Origin of the sequence: Micromonospora sp. CCTCC AA 2012012 (assembly GCF_040499845.1) — a bacterium.
GTDB lineage: Bacteria > Actinomycetota > Actinomycetes > Mycobacteriales > Micromonosporaceae > Micromonospora > Micromonospora mangrovi.
This window is the reverse complement of the sequence record NZ_CP159342.1, coordinates 4,305,671-4,322,025: the sequence shown is the minus strand read 5'-3', so window position 1 is coordinate 4,322,025 and position 16,355 is coordinate 4,305,671. Positions and strand designations below refer to the sequence as shown.

The 16,355-nt window shown below is 74.2% G+C and carries 17 protein-coding genes and 1 tRNA gene; 15 read left to right on the top strand and 3 right to left on the bottom strand.

The genetic code is table 11. From position 1 onward, the window contains the following. Window positions 1-4: 4 nt before the first annotated feature. The 11 genes from ABUL08_RS19000 (at window position 5) to ABUL08_RS18950 (ending at window position 9,320) form a co-directional block, all read left to right on the top strand. The gene (locus ABUL08_RS19000; protein WP_350931262.1) at window positions 5-337 is read left to right on the top strand and encodes a PadR family transcriptional regulator; all 333 of its coding nucleotides are present in this window, start codon (window positions 5-7) and stop codon (window positions 335-337) included. Further along, the gene (locus ABUL08_RS18995) at window positions 334-1,329 is read left to right on the top strand and encodes an HAAS signaling domain-containing protein (RefSeq protein ID WP_350931261.1); all 996 of its coding nucleotides are present in this window, start codon (window positions 334-336) and stop codon (window positions 1,327-1,329) included. The genes ABUL08_RS19000 and ABUL08_RS18995 overlap by 4 nt, the downstream gene beginning before the upstream one ends. Before the next feature lie 128 nt (window positions 1,330-1,457). Then, window positions 1,458-1,913: an LppU/SCO3897 family protein gene (locus ABUL08_RS18990; RefSeq protein ID WP_350931260.1), complete on the top strand. Its 456-nt coding sequence runs from the start codon at window positions 1,458-1,460 to the stop codon at window positions 1,911-1,913. A 203-nt stretch (window positions 1,914-2,116) separates the two neighbouring features. Beyond that, window positions 2,117-2,803 (top strand): dienelactone hydrolase family protein, encoded by a 687-nt coding sequence (locus tag ABUL08_RS18985; protein ID WP_350931259.1) that lies wholly within the window; start codon window positions 2,117-2,119, stop codon window positions 2,801-2,803. A gap of 19 nt (window positions 2,804-2,822) precedes the next feature. Beyond that, window positions 2,823-3,536: a uracil-DNA glycosylase gene (locus ABUL08_RS18980; protein WP_350938710.1), complete on the top strand. Its 714-nt coding sequence runs from the start codon at window positions 2,823-2,825 to the stop codon at window positions 3,534-3,536. 19 nt (window positions 3,537-3,555) lie between these two features. After that, entirely contained in the window at window positions 3,556-4,302 is a 747-nt protein-coding gene (locus ABUL08_RS18975) for a DUF4129 domain-containing protein (RefSeq protein ID WP_350931258.1), read from the top strand. Next, window positions 4,299-4,880: a hypothetical protein gene (locus ABUL08_RS18970; RefSeq protein WP_350931257.1), complete on the top strand. Its 582-nt coding sequence runs from the start codon at window positions 4,299-4,301 to the stop codon at window positions 4,878-4,880. Before ABUL08_RS18975 ends, ABUL08_RS18970 begins: the two co-directional genes overlap by 4 nt. Further along, on the top strand, window positions 4,880-5,887 hold the full coding sequence (locus ABUL08_RS18965) for an AAA family ATPase (RefSeq protein WP_350931256.1): 1,008 nt from the start codon (window positions 4,880-4,882) through the stop codon (window positions 5,885-5,887). The genes ABUL08_RS18970 and ABUL08_RS18965 overlap by 1 nt, the downstream gene beginning before the upstream one ends. Then, window positions 5,887-7,257, top strand: coding sequence for a DUF58 domain-containing protein (locus ABUL08_RS18960; protein WP_350931255.1), 1,371 nt, complete (start codon window positions 5,887-5,889; stop codon window positions 7,255-7,257). The genes ABUL08_RS18965 and ABUL08_RS18960 overlap by 1 nt, the downstream gene beginning before the upstream one ends. Before the next feature lie 67 nt (window positions 7,258-7,324). Beyond that, window positions 7,325-7,885, top strand: coding sequence for a hypothetical protein (locus ABUL08_RS18955; protein WP_377522545.1), 561 nt, complete (start codon window positions 7,325-7,327; stop codon window positions 7,883-7,885). 103 nt (window positions 7,886-7,988) lie between these two features. Beyond that, window positions 7,989-9,320: an NAD(P)/FAD-dependent oxidoreductase gene (locus ABUL08_RS18950; protein ID WP_350931254.1), complete on the top strand. Its 1,332-nt coding sequence runs from the start codon at window positions 7,989-7,991 to the stop codon at window positions 9,318-9,320. Window positions 9,321-9,369: 49 nt separating this feature from the next. Here the strand turns inward: ABUL08_RS18950 and ABUL08_RS18945 are convergent, their stop codons facing one another. Beyond that, on the bottom strand, window positions 9,370-11,196 hold the full coding sequence (locus tag ABUL08_RS18945; RefSeq protein ID WP_350931252.1) for a hypothetical protein: 1,827 nt from the start codon (window positions 11,194-11,196) through the stop codon (window positions 9,370-9,372). 96 nt (window positions 11,197-11,292) lie between these two features. On the opposite strand from ABUL08_RS18945, the gene ABUL08_RS18940 reads away from it, so the two are divergent. The 4 genes from ABUL08_RS18940 to ABUL08_RS18925 all read left to right on the top strand — a co-directional run bounded on the left by ABUL08_RS18940 (window position 11,293) and on the right by ABUL08_RS18925 (window position 13,544). Continuing rightward, window positions 11,293-11,373 (top strand) — tRNA-Leu (locus ABUL08_RS18940). A 112-nt stretch (window positions 11,374-11,485) separates the two neighbouring features. Next, the gene (locus ABUL08_RS18935; protein ID WP_350931251.1) at window positions 11,486-12,322 is read left to right on the top strand and encodes a Bax inhibitor-1/YccA family protein; all 837 of its coding nucleotides are present in this window, start codon (window positions 11,486-11,488) and stop codon (window positions 12,320-12,322) included. Between the two features lie 123 nt (window positions 12,323-12,445). Continuing rightward, complete coding sequence (locus ABUL08_RS18930; protein WP_350931250.1) at window positions 12,446-13,204, top strand: Bax inhibitor-1/YccA family protein; 759 nt, start codon at window positions 12,446-12,448, stop codon at window positions 13,202-13,204. A gap of 19 nt (window positions 13,205-13,223) precedes the next feature. Next, the gene (locus ABUL08_RS18925; protein ID WP_350931249.1) at window positions 13,224-13,544 is read left to right on the top strand and encodes a hypothetical protein; all 321 of its coding nucleotides are present in this window, start codon (window positions 13,224-13,226) and stop codon (window positions 13,542-13,544) included. A 5-nt stretch (window positions 13,545-13,549) separates the two neighbouring features. Here ABUL08_RS18925 and ABUL08_RS18920 read toward each other — a convergent pair whose 3' ends face one another. Further along, window positions 13,550-15,022 (bottom strand): CYTH and CHAD domain-containing protein, encoded by a 1,473-nt coding sequence (locus tag ABUL08_RS18920; RefSeq protein ID WP_350931248.1) that lies wholly within the window; start codon window positions 15,020-15,022, stop codon window positions 13,550-13,552. Between the two features lie 40 nt (window positions 15,023-15,062). Continuing rightward, entirely contained in the window at window positions 15,063-16,325 is a 1,263-nt protein-coding gene (locus ABUL08_RS18915; RefSeq protein ID WP_350931247.1) for an acetyl-CoA C-acetyltransferase, read from the bottom strand. Window positions 16,326-16,355: the final 30 nt, after the last annotated feature.

Sequence of the window (16,355 nt, the reverse complement as noted above, 5' to 3'; positions counted from 1 at the left end):
ATGCGTGGATACCACACAGCTGTTGAAGGGCGTGCTCGACCTCGCCGTCCTCGCCGTGCTCCGCGAGGAGGACGGCTACGGGTACGACATCCTGCGCCGGCTGCGCGAGGCCGGCCTGGAGGAGGTCGGCGACGCCTCCGTCTACGGCACCCTGCGCCGGCTCTTCGCCGCCGGCCTGCTCACCACGTACGTGGTGCCGAGCGAGTCCGGCCCGCACCGGAAGTACTACGCGCTCAACGCCGCCGGTCGGGACCAGCTCACCCGCTCCGGCAAGACCTGGCGCTCGTTCGCCACCACCATGGACGCACTGCTCGACGATCGGGGGATGGCGGCATGACCGTCACTGGGCAGGAGATCGCGGACTACGTCGACCGGGTGCGGGCCGCGCTGGCCGACCTGTCGCCCGCCGTCCGCGACGAGTTGACCGAGGACCTGCCGGAGCACCTGGCCGAGGTGGCCGCCGAGACGGACGGCTCGCTGGTCCACCGGCTCGGCGAGCCCGAGGCGTACGCGGCCGAGCTGCGTGCGGCGGCCGGCGCGGACGTACCCGTCAGTGGCCCGCGCCTGGACCGGCGGCTCGCCGCCCTGCGGGCCCGCTACGGTCCCCGGCTGCACGCCCTCGACACCCGGCTCGGTCCGGTGCTGGGGTACGCCTCGGCCGGCGAGTTCCTCCGACTGCTCCGCCCCGCGTGGTGGGTGCTGCGCGGCTGGCTGGCCGCCCTGCTGGTCGCCGCCCTGCTCGGTGAGCCGTCCGGCCTGCTGCCCCGGCTCGGGGGCAACCCGGTGGCGGGGCTCTTCCTGCTCGCCGCGGGAGTGCTCGCCTCGATCTGGCTCGGTCACCGTTCCGGCGCGCTGCGGGGCTGGCCGCGCCGGCTGCTGCGGCTCGGCACCGCCGCGCTGCTGCTCTTCGGCTTCGTCGTCCTGGTCGCCGTGGACCAGCGCGCCGGCTCGGACGACTTCGGCTACCGCGAGGTCTCGGTCGGCAACCCGTACGACGCCATCCAGGACGTCTACGTCTATGACGGCGAGGGGCGGCTGGTGCGCGACGCCCGCCTCTTCGACCAGAACGGCACCCCGATCCGGCTGGGCTACCCTGCCTGCCCCGACCCGCTCCGGCCGGACGACGACCCGATGCGGCGCGGTTACCCGTACTGCCCGGAGCAGGCACCGTTCCTCCCCCGGCCGCCGGCCACCGCCCCGGTGCCGACGTCCGCCTCGCCGACAGTCGCCCCGGTGCCGACGTCCGCCCCGGCGACCTCCACCCCGCCGATGCCCGCCTCGCCTGCGCCACCGGCCGGCCCCGGTTCGGCACCCAGCGTGACCGGTTGAGCGGTGCGTGTCGGGCCGATGACCTGCTTCGGGGGACGAACCTGGGAACTGGCTGAACGGATGAGGGACTGGGGCGATCATGATCGTTACGGTGTCGTCTGCTCAGCAACCCCTCGGAAGGAACACCAGTGTCAGAGCAGGTCGCACCCCCCTCCGCGCCGTACCCCGGCCAGCCCGAGCCGGCCGCCCCGGTGGAGCCGAAGAAGTCCCGCGGCCGCAAGGTGCTCGGCATCCTCGGCATCATCCTCGCCGTCCTCGTCGTGGGTGGCCTCAAGGCGGGCCTGAAGCTCTACCAGAACCGGGACGACACCGTTCAGGCGAAGGTCGGCGACTGCCTCGCGCAGCTGCCCGAGGTGACCGGCGACAAGCAGGAGGACGCCGACGACGCCAAGGTCGTCAAGTGCACCTCCACCGACGCCGTGTACACAGTGGTCGGCCGGGTCAACGACCAGACCGCGGCGCAGACCAAGACCGGTGACGCGTGCACCCGGTACTTCAAGGAGGGCGACGACGGCTACGTCTTCTCCGGCCCGCAGCGCAACGGCGACAAGTTCTACCTGCTCTGCCTGACCAAGAAGGCCTGAGCCGGCCCGTACGGAACGACGACGGCGGCGCGGAGGTGGTCCGCGCCGCCGTCGGCGTACCGGGGCGCGGCCGGGGGGTGAACAGGAGGCGAATGCCACTGTTCTCGCATCTTCCCCGGTGCGCTCACGGCGTGGCAGGCTACCGGCACGTAGGACCACTGGGCGACCAGCCAACGATGACTGACCGCTAGGAGGACGGGCCCATGGGCGAGATGGTGAGCTTCACCGGCAACGAGGGGACGGGCGAGGGGTATCTCGCGATACCCTCCGGCGGTGCGGCCAGCCCGGCGGTCATCGTCATCCAGGACTGGTGGGGTCTCGTACCCCACGTCCGGGCCGTCGTGGACCGCTTCGCGGAGGCCGGGTTCGTCGCCCTCGCCCCGGACTTCCGGCGTGGCGGGCCGGCCAGCCGGCCGACGGAGCCCCGGCAGATGCTGAACGGGCCGCAGATGGACGAGGCGGCCACCGACATCGCCGCCGCCGCCGAATACCTCGCCGACCGCCCCGAGGTCACCGGCAAGGTCGGCTGCGCCGGCTTCTGCGCGGGCGCCAGTCTGGCCCTCTGGTCGGCCACCCGCTCCGAGCGGATCGTGGCCGCCGCCGGTTTCTATCCCCGGCTGCCCTGGGAGGGCATGAGCACCGAGTGGGCGGACTACGCCGGCAAGGCCGCGCTCATCCACTGCTCCGAAGAGGACGGTCTCTCGTCCGCCGACGGTGTGCAGGCCGCCCGCCGGGCCATCGAGGCGGCCGGCGGCACCTGCCAGACGTACGACTACCCGGGCACCTCCCACGCGTTCTTCAACGAGGACCGGCCGGAGAAGTTCGACCAGCGCGCCGCCGCCAGCGCCTGGGCCCGCACCCTGGAACTGTTCCGGGCCAAGCTTGGTTGAGCCGCGTACGCCGGAGGAGGTGGTCGCCCGCGCCGCGCGGGCGACCGACCTGCCCGACCTCGACGGCGCCGTGAGCGACTGTTTCGCCTGCCCCCGGCTGGTCCGGTGGCGGGAGGAGGTGGCCCGCACGAAGCGGGCCGCCTTCCGCGACCAGGACTACTGGGGTCGGCCGGTGCCCGGTTTCGGGCCCGCCGACGCCCCCATCGCGATCCTCGGGCTGGCCCCGGCCGCGCACGGCGGCAACCGCACCGGCCGGATCTTCACCGGTGACCGCTCCGGCGACGTGCTCTTCGCCGCCCTGCACCGGGCCGGCCTGGCGAACCAGCCGACCAGCGTCGCCGCCGACGACGGCCTGGCCCTGCGGGACATCCGCATCTTCTCCGCCGTCCGCTGCGCGCCGCCCGACAACAAGCCCACCCCGGGCGAGCGCGACACCTGCGCGCCGTGGCTGCACCGGGAGGTCGCGTTGATCCGGCCCACCCTGCGCGTCGTGGTCGCGCTGGGTGCCTTTGCCTGGGCCGCGTGGTGGCCGGTGCTGCGCGACGTGTACGGCGTCCGCCCGCCCGGGGCCAGCCCGAAGTTCGGTCATGGGGCACACTGGTCCGGCATGTCCGGCCCGGACCTGCTCGGCTGCTATCACGTCAGCCAGCAGAACACCTTCACCGGGCGGCTGACACCAGCGATGTTGGACGACGTGTTCGCCCGGGCGAAGCAGCTCGCCGGGGTGGACTGACGATGCGTGGGGCGGTGGGATGGACCTCGGCGTGCTGCGGCGATGGTGGCCGCTCGGTGCGGTGACCGCGCTGCTGGCCGTCGCCGCGTCCGCCGCCGGGCACTCCTCGCTCGGCGCCAGCCGGATCCCGCCCGCCAGCGACAGCATCCCGTACGTGCCGGAGTACCCCTCCGCCGAGCCCGCCCCGTCGATCCCGGTCGAGCCGCGCGACGGTGCGGAGGCCACCCAGGCGCACATCCCGCACTGGATCCTCGACGCGGTCCTGGTGCTGCTCGCCCTCGCGATCCTGCTGGCGATCGGCTATCTGGTCTGGACACTGGTCACCGGAGCGCTGCGCCGCACCACCCGGGCGGTCCCCGTCGCGCGGGCCCGGCGGAGCGCCGAGGGCACCGCCCGGGAGGTGGTGGCGGCCCTCGACGCCGGCCTGGTCGAGCTGGACGACCGGTCCACCGACCCGCGTACCGCGGTGATCGCCTGCTGGGTGCGGCTGGAGGAGGCGGCCGAGGAGGCCGGCGTGCCGCGGCTCGCCGGGGACACCCCGACCGACCTGGTCAGCCGCCTGCTGCGGGGTGACCCGGTGGCCGGTGTCCCGGCGATCGCCAGCGCCGACGTGCTGGACGGCTTCGCCCACGTCTACCGCGAGGCCCGGTACGCCACGCACACCGTCGACGAGCGGATGCGCGACCAGGCCCGGGCCGCCCTGCGCCGGTTGCGCGGCGAACTCACCGCGCTGGCCACCGGCTCCGCCGCCGAGGTGCCGTCATGAGCACGAGCATCGAGGACCTGCTCTCGTTCGAGGAGGAGCCCGCCGGGCCGGCCGCCGAGTCCCGGGGCGGGCGGCTGCGGGCGGTGCTGCGTACCCTCGCGGTCACCGCGGCGGTGGTCGTGGTGCTGATCGTCGGCCTGCGCGCGGTCGGCCTGAAGCTCTCGATCTGGATCATCGTGGCCGCGGTGCTCGCGGTGCTCGCCGTCCGGCGGGTCACCCGCGCGCTCGCTCCGCCGCCCCCACCGCGGGCGGGCGGCCGGGCGCCGGCCGGTGAGGAGCCGGGCGCCTGGAACTGGTCGGCCCGGGACGCGCTGCGCGCCGCGATCAACGGGTGGGAACGCCCGCTGGACCGGTGCGCCGGCAACCGGGAGCGGTTCACCGAGCGGGTGCTGCCCCGGATCGGTGAACTGGCCGACGAGCGGCTGCGCCAGCGGCACGGGATCACCCGGGAGTCCGACCCGGCGCGCGCCCGCACCCTGCTGGGGGAGCCGCTGTGGAGCTTCCTCGACACGCCGCCCCGCCGCCCCCCGTCGCCGCGTGACCTCGCGGTGATCGTCGCCGAACTGGAGAAGCTCTGATGAACGACGTGGACCGGAGCATGCCCCCGGCCGAGGTGGGCCGGCTCGCCCGGGCGGTGCTGGACGCGGTCGGCACGGTCGTGGTCGGCAAGCGGGAGTCCCTGGAGCTGGTCCTCGCCGGCATCCTGGCCGGCGGGCACGTGCTGCTGGAGGACCTGCCCGGGCTGGGCAAGACGCTCACCGCCCGCTCCTTCGCGCAGGCGCTCGGGCTGGACTTCCGCCGGCTCCAGTTCACACCCGACCTGCTCCCCGCCGACGTCACCGGCTCCTTCCTCTACGACCAGCGCAGTGGCGACTTCTCGTTCCGCGCCGGTCCGGTCTTCACCAACCTGCTGCTCGCCGACGAGATCAACCGCACGCCGCCGAAGACCCAGTCGGCGCTGCTGGAGGCGATGCAGGAGAAGCAGGTCTCCGTCGAGGGTGTGACGTACCGGCTGGACGAGCCGTTCCACGTGCTCGCCACCGCCAACCCGATCGAGTACGAGGGGACGTACCCGCTGCCGGAGGCGCAGCTCGACCGGTTCCTGCTCCGGGTGTCGTTCGGCTATCCCGACGCCGACGAGGAGTGGGAGGTGCTGCGCCGACGGATGGCGCGGCGCCGCGAGGAGGCCGAGATCAAGCCGGTGGTGGACGCTGCCACGCTGCGGACCATGCAGGCCGCCCTGGAGGACGTGGTGGTCGAGGACTCCATCGGCCGCTACATCGTCGCCCTGACCGCGGCCACCCGGGAGCACCCGTCCGCGCTGGTCGGCGCGTCGCCCCGGGGCTCGCTGGCGCTGCTGCTGCTGTCCCGGGTCCGGGCGGTGCTCTCCAACCGCGACTACGTGGTGCCGGAGGACGTCAAGGCGGTGGCGGTGCCCGCGCTGGCGCACCGGATCACGCTGCGTCCCGAGATGTGGCTGCGCCGGGTCGACCCGTCCTTCGTGGTCGGCGAGGTGCTGGAGTCCACGCCCGCCCCGGCCAGCGGCGCCCTGCCCAGCTACGCGGCCGGCCGGCCGGGACGCTGATGGCCGACCGTGACGCGCCGGAGCCGGCGCCGGGCTGGGCACCCACCTGGGCGCTGGGCCGGGCGGTGCTGCTCACCGGGCTGCTGCTGATCGCGGCGGTGCTGCTGGGCCGGGTCGACCTGGTCGTGCTGGCGGCGCCGTTCGCGCTGGGCACCGCGTACGCGCTGCGCCGGCGGCCGACCGCCGCGCCGCTGCTGGAGATCGACACCTCCGACACGCACCTGGTGGAGGGCGGCCCGATGGCGGCCACGGTCACCGTCGGCAACCCGGACACCGTCTCGTACGACGTGGCGGTGGTGCGCAGCCGGGTGTCGCGGTGGCTGCGGGTGGAGCGGGTGGAGTTCGGCGGCGCCGGCCGGGACGTCCGCGGGTCGGGGGGCGCCGACCGGCCGTTCGTCACGGCGGTGCCGACCGGCGCGGCCGTCGACCTTTCGCTCTCCGGCACCGCGCTGCGCTGGGGGCGGCACCCGCTGGGTCCGGCCGGCGCCCGGGTGGCCGCCGCCGACGGGCTGCTGGTGTCGCGGGCGGTGGTCACCGATCCGGTCCGGGTCCGGGTCTATCCCCGCACCGAGCCGTTCGAGGCCGTCGAGGCGATGCCCCGGGCGGCCGGGCTGGTCGGCGCGCACCGCTCCCGCCGGCCCGGGGAGGGCGGCGAGCTGGCCGGGGTACGCGTCTTCGCCCCCGGCGACCGGCTGCGCCGGATCGACTGGCGGGTCTCGCTGCGGGCCAAGCAGCTGCACGTGGCGTCGACGCTCTCCGACCGGGACGCCGAGGTGGTGGTGCTGCTCGACGTGCTGGCCGAGGCCGGCCGGCCGGGCGGGATCGGCGGCGCGGCGTCGGTGCTGGACACCACGGTCCGGGCGGCCGCCGCGATCGCCGAGCACTACCTGCACCGCGGCGACCGGGTGGCGCTGCTGGAATACGGCCCGGCCGCCCGCCGGCTCCGCCCGGCCACCGGCCGCCGGCAGTACCTGACCGTGCTGGAGTGGCTGCTGGACGTGCACGCCGAGTCCTCCCCGCACGAGCCGTACGACCAGGTTTTCGGCCCGCAGGTGCTCTCGGCGGACGCGCTGGTGGTGGTGCTCACCCCGCTGCTGGACGAGCGTTCCGCGCAGATGCTGGCCCGGCTGGCCCGGGGTGGCCGGTTCGTGGTGGCGGTGGACACCCTCCCGGCCGACCTGCCCGGCCCGAAGGACAAGGGCTGGGCGGAGGTGGCGTACCGGCTGTGGCGGCTGGACCGGGACACGATGATCGGCCAGCTCCGGGAGCACGGTGTGCCGGTGGTCGGCTGGGCCGGCGCGGGCAGCCTCGACCAGGTGCTGCGGGACGTGGCCCGCCTGGCCACCGCCCCCCGGGTGGGTGTCCGGTGAGCGCGAGGAACGCAGCGGAGCGGAGTCCCGCAGTCGCGAACGAAGGCGGGCCCCGGTGACGGAGTTGTTGGACGGGCTGAACGAGCGGGTGCGGGCGCTGCGGTACGCGGTGACCCGGGTCAGTCTCGCCCCGCTGCTGGTCCGGTGCGGGATCTTCGTCGCCGTGCTGGTCGGCCTGCTGCTGGCGTACCCCGTGGAGCTGTTGCAGCCGCGCGGGCTGCTCGCCCTGGTGGTGGTGGCGGTCCTGCCGGCCGTCGGCCCGCGCCGGGTGTGGCCCACCTTCGCGGCGTTGGTGACGGTCGGTGGCTGGCTGGTCGCGGAGGCCGGTTTCGACCGGCCGGTGGCGCTCTGGCGGCTGTTGGCCGTGGCGACCCTGCTCTACCTCGCGCACACCCTCTGCGCCCTCGCGGCGCTGCTGCCCCACGACGCGATGGTCGACCCGGACCTGATCCTCCGCTGGTTGGCCCGGGCCGGCGCGGTGGTGCTCGCCGCCGCGGTGCTCGGTGTCCTGCTGGCGTCGCTCGGGCGGCTCGGTGGCGACCGGGGTTTCCAGACCGTCACGGTGGCCGGACTGGTGGTAGCGGTGGCGCTCAGCGCCCTGCTGGGCTGGTTGCTGCGTCGCAGATAGCGGGACGCCTGCGGGACGTTGCGCAGGTCACAGGGGTTGTGCTCAGTCACATATGGGGGTCTCGGAAGGGGTTAGCGGAGCCGCCCGGGGAAAGATAGATGACGTGAACCCGAAGCGGATCCTTGTCGTGGGTGCCGGGCACGTCGGCCTGTACGCTGCTCTGCGCCTGTCCAAGAAGCTGAGCTCCCGTGAGGCCGAGGTCGTCGTCGTCGACCCGCAGCCGCACATGACCTATCAGCCGTTCCTCCCCGAGGCGGCGGCCGGCAACATCTCGCCCCGGCACTCCGTGGTGCCGCTGCGGCGCGAGTTGCGGAAGTGCAAGGTCGTGGCCGGCACGGTGACCCGGATCGACCATGACCGGAAGACCGCCGTGGTGCAGCCGATCAGCGGCCCGGCCCGGGAGATTCCGTACGACCACGTGGTCGTCGCTCCCGGCTCGGTCTCCCGCACCCTGCCGATCCCGGGCCTGCACGAGCAGGGCATCGGGTTCAAGACCATCGGTGAGGCCATCTTCCTGCGCAACCACGTGCTGGACCGGCTCGACGTGGCGGCCGCCACGACCGACCCGGAGGTCCGCAGCCGCGCGCTGACCTTCACCTTCGTGGGCGGTGGCTACGCCGGCATCGAGGCGCTCGCCGAGATGGAGGACATGGCCCGGGACGCCCTGCGCTACTACCCGGAGCTGAAGCCGGAGGACATGCGCTGGGTGCTGGTCGAGGCCACCAACCGGGTGCTGCCCGAGGTCGACCGGGACATGGGCGCCTACACGGTGCAGCAGCTGCTCAAGCGGAACATGGACATCCGGCTGGACACCCGGCTCGAGTCCTGCGTCGACGGGGTGGTCAAGCTCTCCGACGGCGACACCTTCCGTTCCGACACGATCGTCTGGACGGCTGGCGTGAAGCCGTCGCCGATGCTGGACGCCACCGACTTCCCGCGCGACGAGCGCCGGCGGGTGACCTGCCTGCCGACCCTCCAGGTGGTCGACGGTGACCGGGTCGTCGAGGGTGCCTGGAGCGCTGGTGACTGCGCGGCGGTGCCGGACCTGACCAAGGAGCCGGGCAACTTCTGCTCGCCGAGCGCCCAGCACGCGGTGCGGCAGGCCGCCCGGATGGCCGACAACATCGTGAACGTGATCCGCGGGCGCGAGCCGGTCGACTACAAGCACAAGCACGCGGGCAGCGTGGCCAGCCTCGGCCTCTACAAGGGCGTGGCCCAGGTCTACGGGGTCAAGATGACCGGCTACCCGGCGTGGTTCATGCACCGGACGTACCACATGTCGCGGATCCCGTCGTTCAACCGCAAGGTCCGGGTCGTGGTCGACTGGACGCTGGCGTTCTTCCTCAAGCGTGAGGTGGTCGCGCTGGGCCAGCTGCACGACCCGCGCGAGGAGTTCGTCGAGGCCTCCCAGCCGGTCGGCGCCGCCCGCGTCTGACAGCGCTGAGCAGAGGGCCCCTTCTCGTCGGAGGAGGGGCCCTCTCGCGTCAGACCCGCCAGGTCCAGGCGTCGGCGATCCGGGTGGGTGGGCCGAAGAGCTGCTCCAGGGTGCCGCGCAGGGTCTGCGCGTGCGGGGCGTCGTCGGTCAGGGCCACGCAGGACGCGCCCCAGAACCGGACGTCCCGGGCGGCCTGCCGGCGCTGGACGTCCCCGACGGCCGGCGCGACGCCCCGCTTCGCGACGTCGGCGAGCAGGGCCGAGGTGGGGCGCTTGTAGGTGCCCATGGTCGCCGAGCCGTTCCGCCCGTACGGGCCGATGAAGAAGCCCTCCGGCATGCCGAACCCGGCGTCGGCGGCGGTCGCCCAGGCCATCGGCCACGGGTCCTTCGGGGTGGCCACCGGCACCGGCACCAGCACCCCGCCGGGGCGTACGCAGTCGCGCCAGTGGCCGCCGGTGATGAACTCGGGCACCGCCGGACGGTCGGTGGTGGGCAGCGGTGACGGGAAGACGCTCAGCAGCGCGGCGGCGACGCCCAGCGGCACCAGCCGACGGGCCCGCCCCGGCTCCCGCAGCGCCCGGTCGACGGCGAGGGTGAGCAGGGTGGCGGTCAGCGGCAGCACCGCCAGGCCGAACCGCATCGGCAGCGCGCCGTCGATCACCGGCAGCCCACCCAGCAGGGCGTACGGGCCGGGCAGGGCGGTCCGGGTGCCGCCGAGGACCACCTCGGGGCCGAGCGAGAACCCGGCCATCACCACCGCCCCGGCGACGCAGGCGAGCACCACCGCGCGCCGGCCCAGCCAGACCGCGCAGGCCGCGGTGACCAGCACCAGCGGCCAGCCGAGGAAGGTGTTGTACTCGGCCGGGCCGGTGGTGAGCCGGGACGCGGCGTCGCCGCCCACCACCGACAGCGGGGAGATCGTCCACCAGCTGCTCAGGTCGGCGGAGAAGTAGTGCGGGCTGAACATCCCGTCGGAGACGCCCTGCGGCCCGGCGAACTGGAACCAGAGCGGGAACGCCAGCACCAGCAGCGCCAGGCCGGCGGCGACCAGCAGTCCACCGGCGAAGGCGGGCAGCGCCCGGCGCAGCAGCGCCCGGTCGGCCACCCCGTACGCGATCGCCATGACCAGCAGGGTGAGCGCGGTGAGGAAGAGCACCTCCTCGCCGACGAAGACCTGGCCGACGACCGCGGCGGCCAGGCCGACCGCCGAGGTGGTGAGCCGACGGCGGTCCGGCCCGTCCGGGCGGCCGGCCGGGTCGGCGGCCCGGAGCAGCCGGACCACCAGCCAGACGATCACCGGGACCAGCCACTGCGCGGTCATGTGCAGGTGGGCGTTGCTCTGCGACACCATGCCCGGCCCGAAGCCGCAGAGCGCCGCGCCCAGTCCGGCGGCGAGCCGGCGGACCCGCAGCAGCCGGGCGAGGAGCAGATACCAGGCGATCGCCGTGCCGGCGAGGTTGCCCGCGACCAGCAGCGCGAACGTCACGGGCGCCCCGACGGCCAGGGTGACCGGGGCGAACAGCACCCCCAGCGCGATGACCGTGGTGTTGGTCATCAGGTTGACCCCGTCGGGGGCGTTCAGCCGGTCGGTGAGCAGGCCGAAGTCGCCCAGCAGGGCGCGCGAGTCCACGGCGAGGAACCACTCGTAGAGGGTCTGGTCGGCCGGGTTGAGCGCCAGCATCCGCTGCGCCGGGGCGGGCCACATGCCGTGGGTGAGCCAGCCGGCCAGGAGCACGAAGAGGAGGGCGACGAGCAGGTCCGTACGGTGCCGGACGACGGTGGCCCGCAGCCGGGCCGGCCGGGACGGGCCGGCGACGGCCGGACGGACGACCTGGTCGGGGTCGGGCCCGGGGGCGGTACGGGCTGCGCTGGTCACGGCCTCGACCCTAGTGGCGCGACCCCCACGGGGTACGCCGGGACGCCGGGCAACGGTTACGGTGACACTGCACCGCGCGTGTCGACACGGTGTGACGCCCGGGTGGTGGAACGGCAGACACGGCCGCCTTAAAAGCGGCTGCCGCAAGGCGTGCGGGTTCGAGACCCGCCCCGGGCACCGAGACTCTCAGCTTTCCCACAGCTTCGCGCGCGGCGCGCGTCGGGGGGCCCGTTTACCCTTGAAGGTGCACGTTCATCGTGCGACGACCCCCTGAGGGAGGCCTGAAACAGTGAAGACCACGAACCCGGTGCTCGCCCGGCTCGGCCAGGCGGCCGAGCGTGAGCGGGCGGCCGGGTACGCCCAGCCCGGGCCGTACGGACAGCCCGGTTACCCCCAGCAGTACGCGCCGTACCAGCAGCAGTACCCCACCGGGGTCGGTTACCCGGCCGCCCCGCCCACGGTCACCCCGATGACCCTGGACGACGTCGTCGTCAAGACGGTGCTGCTCCTGGGCATCCTCGGCGCCTCCGCCGCGGCCGCCTGGGTGCTGGTGCCGGACGCCCTGGTCGGCGTCGCCTGGATCGGCGCCGCGATGGTCGGCCTGGTGCTCGGCCTGATCATCTCGTTCTCCCGGATGGCCAACCCGGCGCTCGTCGTGGCGTACTCGATCGTCGAGGGCGTCTTCGTCGGCATGGTCAGCAAGGCCTTCGACACCCTCTACGACGGCATCGTGCTCCAGGCCGTGGTGGCCACCTTCGGTGTCTTCTTCCTGATGGCGATGCTCTACAAGGCGCGCGTCATCCGGGCCACCCCGAAGTTCGCCCGGATCATGATCTCGGTGATGGCCGGCCTCTTCGCGGTCATGCTGATCAACCTGGTGCTGGCCCTCTTCGGGGTCAACACCCACCTGCGCGACGGCAGCCCGCTGGCCATCGGCTTCAGCCTGGTCTGCATCGTGGTCGCCTCGCTGAGCTTCGTGCTCAACTTCGCCGAGATCGAGGACGGCGTCCGGATGGGGCTCCCGCAGCGCTACTCCTGGACCGCCGCGTTCGGCATCGTGGTCGGTCTGGTCTGGCTCTACCTGGAGGTGCTGCGCCTGCTCAGCTACTTCCAGGGCGACGACTGACCGCTCCCGTCCCACCCGGCGACGCCCGCCTCCGCGACCGCGGCGGCGGGCGTCGTCGTTTTCCCGCCGCCGCCGGGCCGTCCCGGGCAGAGTGGGCAGGGGTACGTCGGTGAGGAGGTCGGGGTGCGGAGTGCCAATCCGGTGCTGGACCGACTCGACGACGTGCGCCGGACCGAGCGGCAGGTCCTCGGGGGCGGGCCCGTCGAGGCGATGACCGTCGACGACGTGGTGCTGCGTACCGTCGGTCTGCTGCTGCTCACCGGAGTCACCGCGGCGGTCGCCTGGGTGCTGGTGCCGCAGGCGGTGTGGATCTCCGCGGCGCTGGCCGGCACCGCCCTGGCCGGTCTGGCGCTGGCCCTGGTCATCTCCCTGCGCGGCACCACCAACCCGGTCCTGATCGCCGGGTACGCGGTGCTCCAGGGACTGCTGCTCGGGGTGGCCAGCCGGGCCTTCGAACTGATCCATCCGGGGATCGTGGTGCAGGCCGTGGTCGGCACGTTCGGGGTCTTCCTCGGCATGGCGCTGCTCTACCGGGCGCGGGTCGTCCGGGCCACCCCACGGCTGGCCCGGCTGGTCGCCGGGGCGCTGATCGGCATCGTGGCGCTCGGCCTGGTCAACCTGGTGGCCTACCTGACCACCGGGCGGCAGGGGTTGGCCGTCTACAGCCTGACCGCCCAGGTGGGCTGGCTGCCGTACGTCTTCTCGGGGGTGGCGATCCTCGCCGGGGCGTTCAGCTTCGTGCTCGACTTCGACCAGGTGGAACGCTCGGTCCGGGCCGGCCTGCCCCGCCGGTACGCCTGGTACTGCGCGTTCGGGCTGCTGGCCGGGCTGGTCTTCCTGTACTGGCAGCTGCTGCGCCTGCTCGGCTACCTGCGCCGGTGAGCGCCTAGACTCGGCCCCGATGAGCGCAGCGGAACTGGACCGGGCGGTCGGCCTGCTGGTCGGTCAGGTGGGGCACTGGCAGCAGCCCCGCTGGGCGGCGGTGGCCGCCGGCGGCAACGTGTCCCGGGGGGACCTGGTGCACAAGCTGGTGCAGGAGGTCGCCAACCTGGCCGCCGACGTGGCGGGTGAGCCGCGTCGGGACGTACCCCGGTTGGCGAACGACCTGGCGCTGCCCGACCAGCTCCGGGTGGTCGCGGCCGACCTGGTGGCCGCCGATCCGCCGGACGCGGTGCTGACCCGGGCCGCCGGCGCGGTGCGGGCCACCCGCGACGCGCTCTGAGTCGGTCAGCTCCGCAGCCAGCGCCGCAGCTTCCGCCGCCGGACCCGGTCCCGGGCCCGCGCCACGGCCGGCAGGTCCCGGTCGGCGGTGGCCGCCTCCCGCGCGTGCAGCAGCCCGTAGGTGAAGGCGTTCTCCCCGTCGGCGTACGCGCGCAGCGCCTCCCGCCGCAGCACCTCCCGGGCGACCGCGGAGTCCTGGTGGCCGCCGAGCCGGTCCTGGAGCTGCTTGAGCCGCCGTACCAGGGTGGCGGCCGGGCGGCCGGCGTCGGGCCGGCGCACCTCGACGGCGTACCGGGCGCTCTTGTACGCCTTGCGCGCCTCGTGCAGCGCGTCGTCGTCGCCGTCGGCGCGGTCCAGCCGGTCGTCGGCCCCGGTCAGCGCGCGGCGGATCCGCCGGTCGATCCAGCGCGGCCCGACCGGGCGGGCCGGTGGCTCCTCGACCAGGGCGTCCAGCCGGCGCAGCAGGTCGATCCAGCGGTCGGAGTCGAGGGCCTCCCGCAGCCCGTCGACGGCGGTGGCGAGGTCGGCGGCGAAGTGGGCGGTGAGCCGCGCCGCGACCGGGCCGAGCACCAGCTCGGGCGGCTCGGCGTGCACGGCGCCGGTGAGTCGCGCGGCCAGCACCTGGCTGTCCCGGACCGCCCCGAGCCGACGGCCGAGCCCGCGCAGCTCCGCCCGCACCGACTCGCTCTCCGGGCGGTCCCACAGCCCCCGGAAGGTCCGCAGGGTGGCCCGTAGCCGGCGGACGGCGACCCGCATGGCGTGCACGGCGTCCTCGTCGCCGCCCCGCGCGGCGGGATGGCGGATGACCAGCACGTCGCGCTGGGCGGCGGCGTAGGCCAGCACGGGCGCCGCCGCGCCGTCGCGGCCCGGGGCCCGCACGGCCGCGAGCCGTCCGGCGAGCGCCCGGTGCGACTTCGAGACGGGTACGGGTCGAGCGCCGGCCGCCAGCAGCCGCTCCTCGACCGCGTCGAGCACCGCGTCGTCCCCGTCGACCAGCTCCACCTCGATCTCGTGCCAGCTCTGCCGGTCGCCGGTGACCAGGTCCCGCCCCTCGACGGTGTCCTCGGCGACCTCGGCCAGCACCCGGCCCCGCTCGTCGAGCAGCCGACGCTCGACGCGGTGGGTGGTGATCCGCGCCGCCGGGGCGACGTCACCACCTCGGGCGGCGGCCCGGAAGAGCGCGACCAGTTCGGCCGGCGGACCGCTGTCGTCGGGGCCGGCCGGGAACTGGTGCTCGGTGCGGGCACCGCCGGCCGTACCGACCTTCAGGTGCCAGCCCGCGTCGTGCCCCCCGCTGCGCCGGCGCAGCGCGAAGCCGCTGCGGGCCAGCCGCAGGTCCGCCGTGTCCAGATAGACGGCGTCCAGGTCGAGGGTGGTGGCGTCGGACGTCGTCGCGACGCCACCGCACCCCGTCAGGTCCGGCAGCCGGAACCCGTCGTCCCCGGAGTACGTGCGCTCCCGTTCCACGACCGTCGCCATGGGGGACCGGTACCCGGGTCGGTGTCGGGCGAACCGGTGGTCAGCTCAGCCGCTCCAGCACCATCGCCATGCCCTGGCCGCCGCCGACGCACATGGTCTCCAGACCGATGGTCTTGTCGTGCCACTCCAGGGAGTTGAGCAGCGTGCCGGTGATCCGGGCGCCGGTCATGCCGAACGGGTGACCGACGGCGATCGCGCCACCCATCACGTTCACCTTCTCCTCCGGGATGCCGAGCTGCCGGTAGGAGGGGATGACCTGAGCGGCGAACGCCTCGTTGATCTCGACCAGGTCGACGTCGTCGACGGTCATGCCGGCCCGCTTCAGCGCCTGCTTCGACGCCTCGACCGGGCCGAGGCCCATGATCTCCGGGGAGAGCGCGGTGACGCCGGTGGAGACGATCCGGGCCAGCGGGGTGAGCCCGAGGTCCTTCGCCCGCTGGGCACTCATGATCACCACGGCGGCCGCGCCGTCGTTCAGCGGGCAGCAGTTGCCGGCGGTGATCCGGCCGTCCGGCCGGAAGACCGGCTTCAGGCCGGCGACCGCCTCCAGGGTGACCCCGGCACGCGGGCCGTCGTCGGTGCTGACCACCGTGCCGTCCGGCGTGGTGACCGGGGTGATCTCCCGGGCCCAGAAGCCGTCGGCGATCGCCTTCTCGGCGAGGTTCTGGCTGCGGACGCCGAACGCGTCCATGTCCTCGCGGGTGACGTCGTAGACCTGGGCCAGGTTCTCGGCGGTCTGCCCCATGGTCAGGTAGATGTCCGGGAGCTGGCCGGCGTCGCGCGGGTCGGTCCACACCTCGGCGCCGCCCTGGGCGCGGGCCGCCGAACGCTCGCGGGCCTCGGCGAAGCGCGGGTTCTCCCAGCCGCCACCGACCAGCGCCTGCGCCTCCGGCGGCAGGGTGTCGGAGTTGCCCCGGGCGTAGCGGGAGACCATCTCCACGCCGGCGGAGATGAAGACGTCACCCTCGCCGGCCCGGATCGCGTGCATCGCCATCCGGGTGGTCTGCAACGAGGACGCGCAGTAGCGGGTCAGGGTGGCGCCCGATACGCCGTCCAGGCCCATCAGGGTGGTGACCACCCGGGCCATGTTGAAGCCCTGCTCACCGCCGGGCAGGCCGCAACCCAGATAGAGATCGTCGATCTCGGTGGGGTCGAGCTGGGGCACCTTGCCCAGAGCGGCCTGGACGATGGTGGCGGCGAGGTCGTCCGGGCGGACGTCACGCAGCGAACCCTTGAACGCGCGGCCGATGGGGGACCGGGCGGTGGCGACGATGACGGCGTCGCGGGACGACTCAATCGGCATGAACCAACGTTAACCCGCGGGTAACTTGAG

Bases quoted from the DNA above. Each gene is read 5' to 3' on its own strand.
- ABUL08_RS18965 (WP_350931256.1), top strand. From the start codon at position 4,880: ATGAACGACGTGGACCGGAGCATGCCCCCGGCCGAGGTGGGCCGGCTC.
- ABUL08_RS18925 (WP_350931249.1), top strand. From the start codon at position 13,224: ATGAGCGCAGCGGAACTGGACCGGGCGGTCGGCCTGCTGGTCGGTCAG.
- ABUL08_RS18970 (WP_350931257.1), top strand. From the start codon at position 4,299: ATGAGCACGAGCATCGAGGACCTGCTCTCGTTCGAGGAGGAGCCCGCC.
- ABUL08_RS18920 (WP_350931248.1), bottom strand. From the start codon at position 15,022: ATGGCGACGGTCGTGGAACGGGAGCGCACGTACTCCGGGGACGACGGG.
- ABUL08_RS18975 (WP_350931258.1), top strand. From the start codon at position 3,556: ATGGACCTCGGCGTGCTGCGGCGATGGTGGCCGCTCGGTGCGGTGACC.
- ABUL08_RS18995 (WP_350931261.1), top strand. From the start codon at position 334: ATGACCGTCACTGGGCAGGAGATCGCGGACTACGTCGACCGGGTGCGG.
- ABUL08_RS18960 (WP_350931255.1), top strand. From the start codon at position 5,887: ATGGCCGACCGTGACGCGCCGGAGCCGGCGCCGGGCTGGGCACCCACC.
- ABUL08_RS18915 (WP_350931247.1), bottom strand. From the start codon at position 16,325: ATGCCGATTGAGTCGTCCCGCGACGCCGTCATCGTCGCCACCGCCCGG.
- ABUL08_RS18985 (WP_350931259.1), top strand. From the start codon at position 2,117: ATGGGCGAGATGGTGAGCTTCACCGGCAACGAGGGGACGGGCGAGGGG.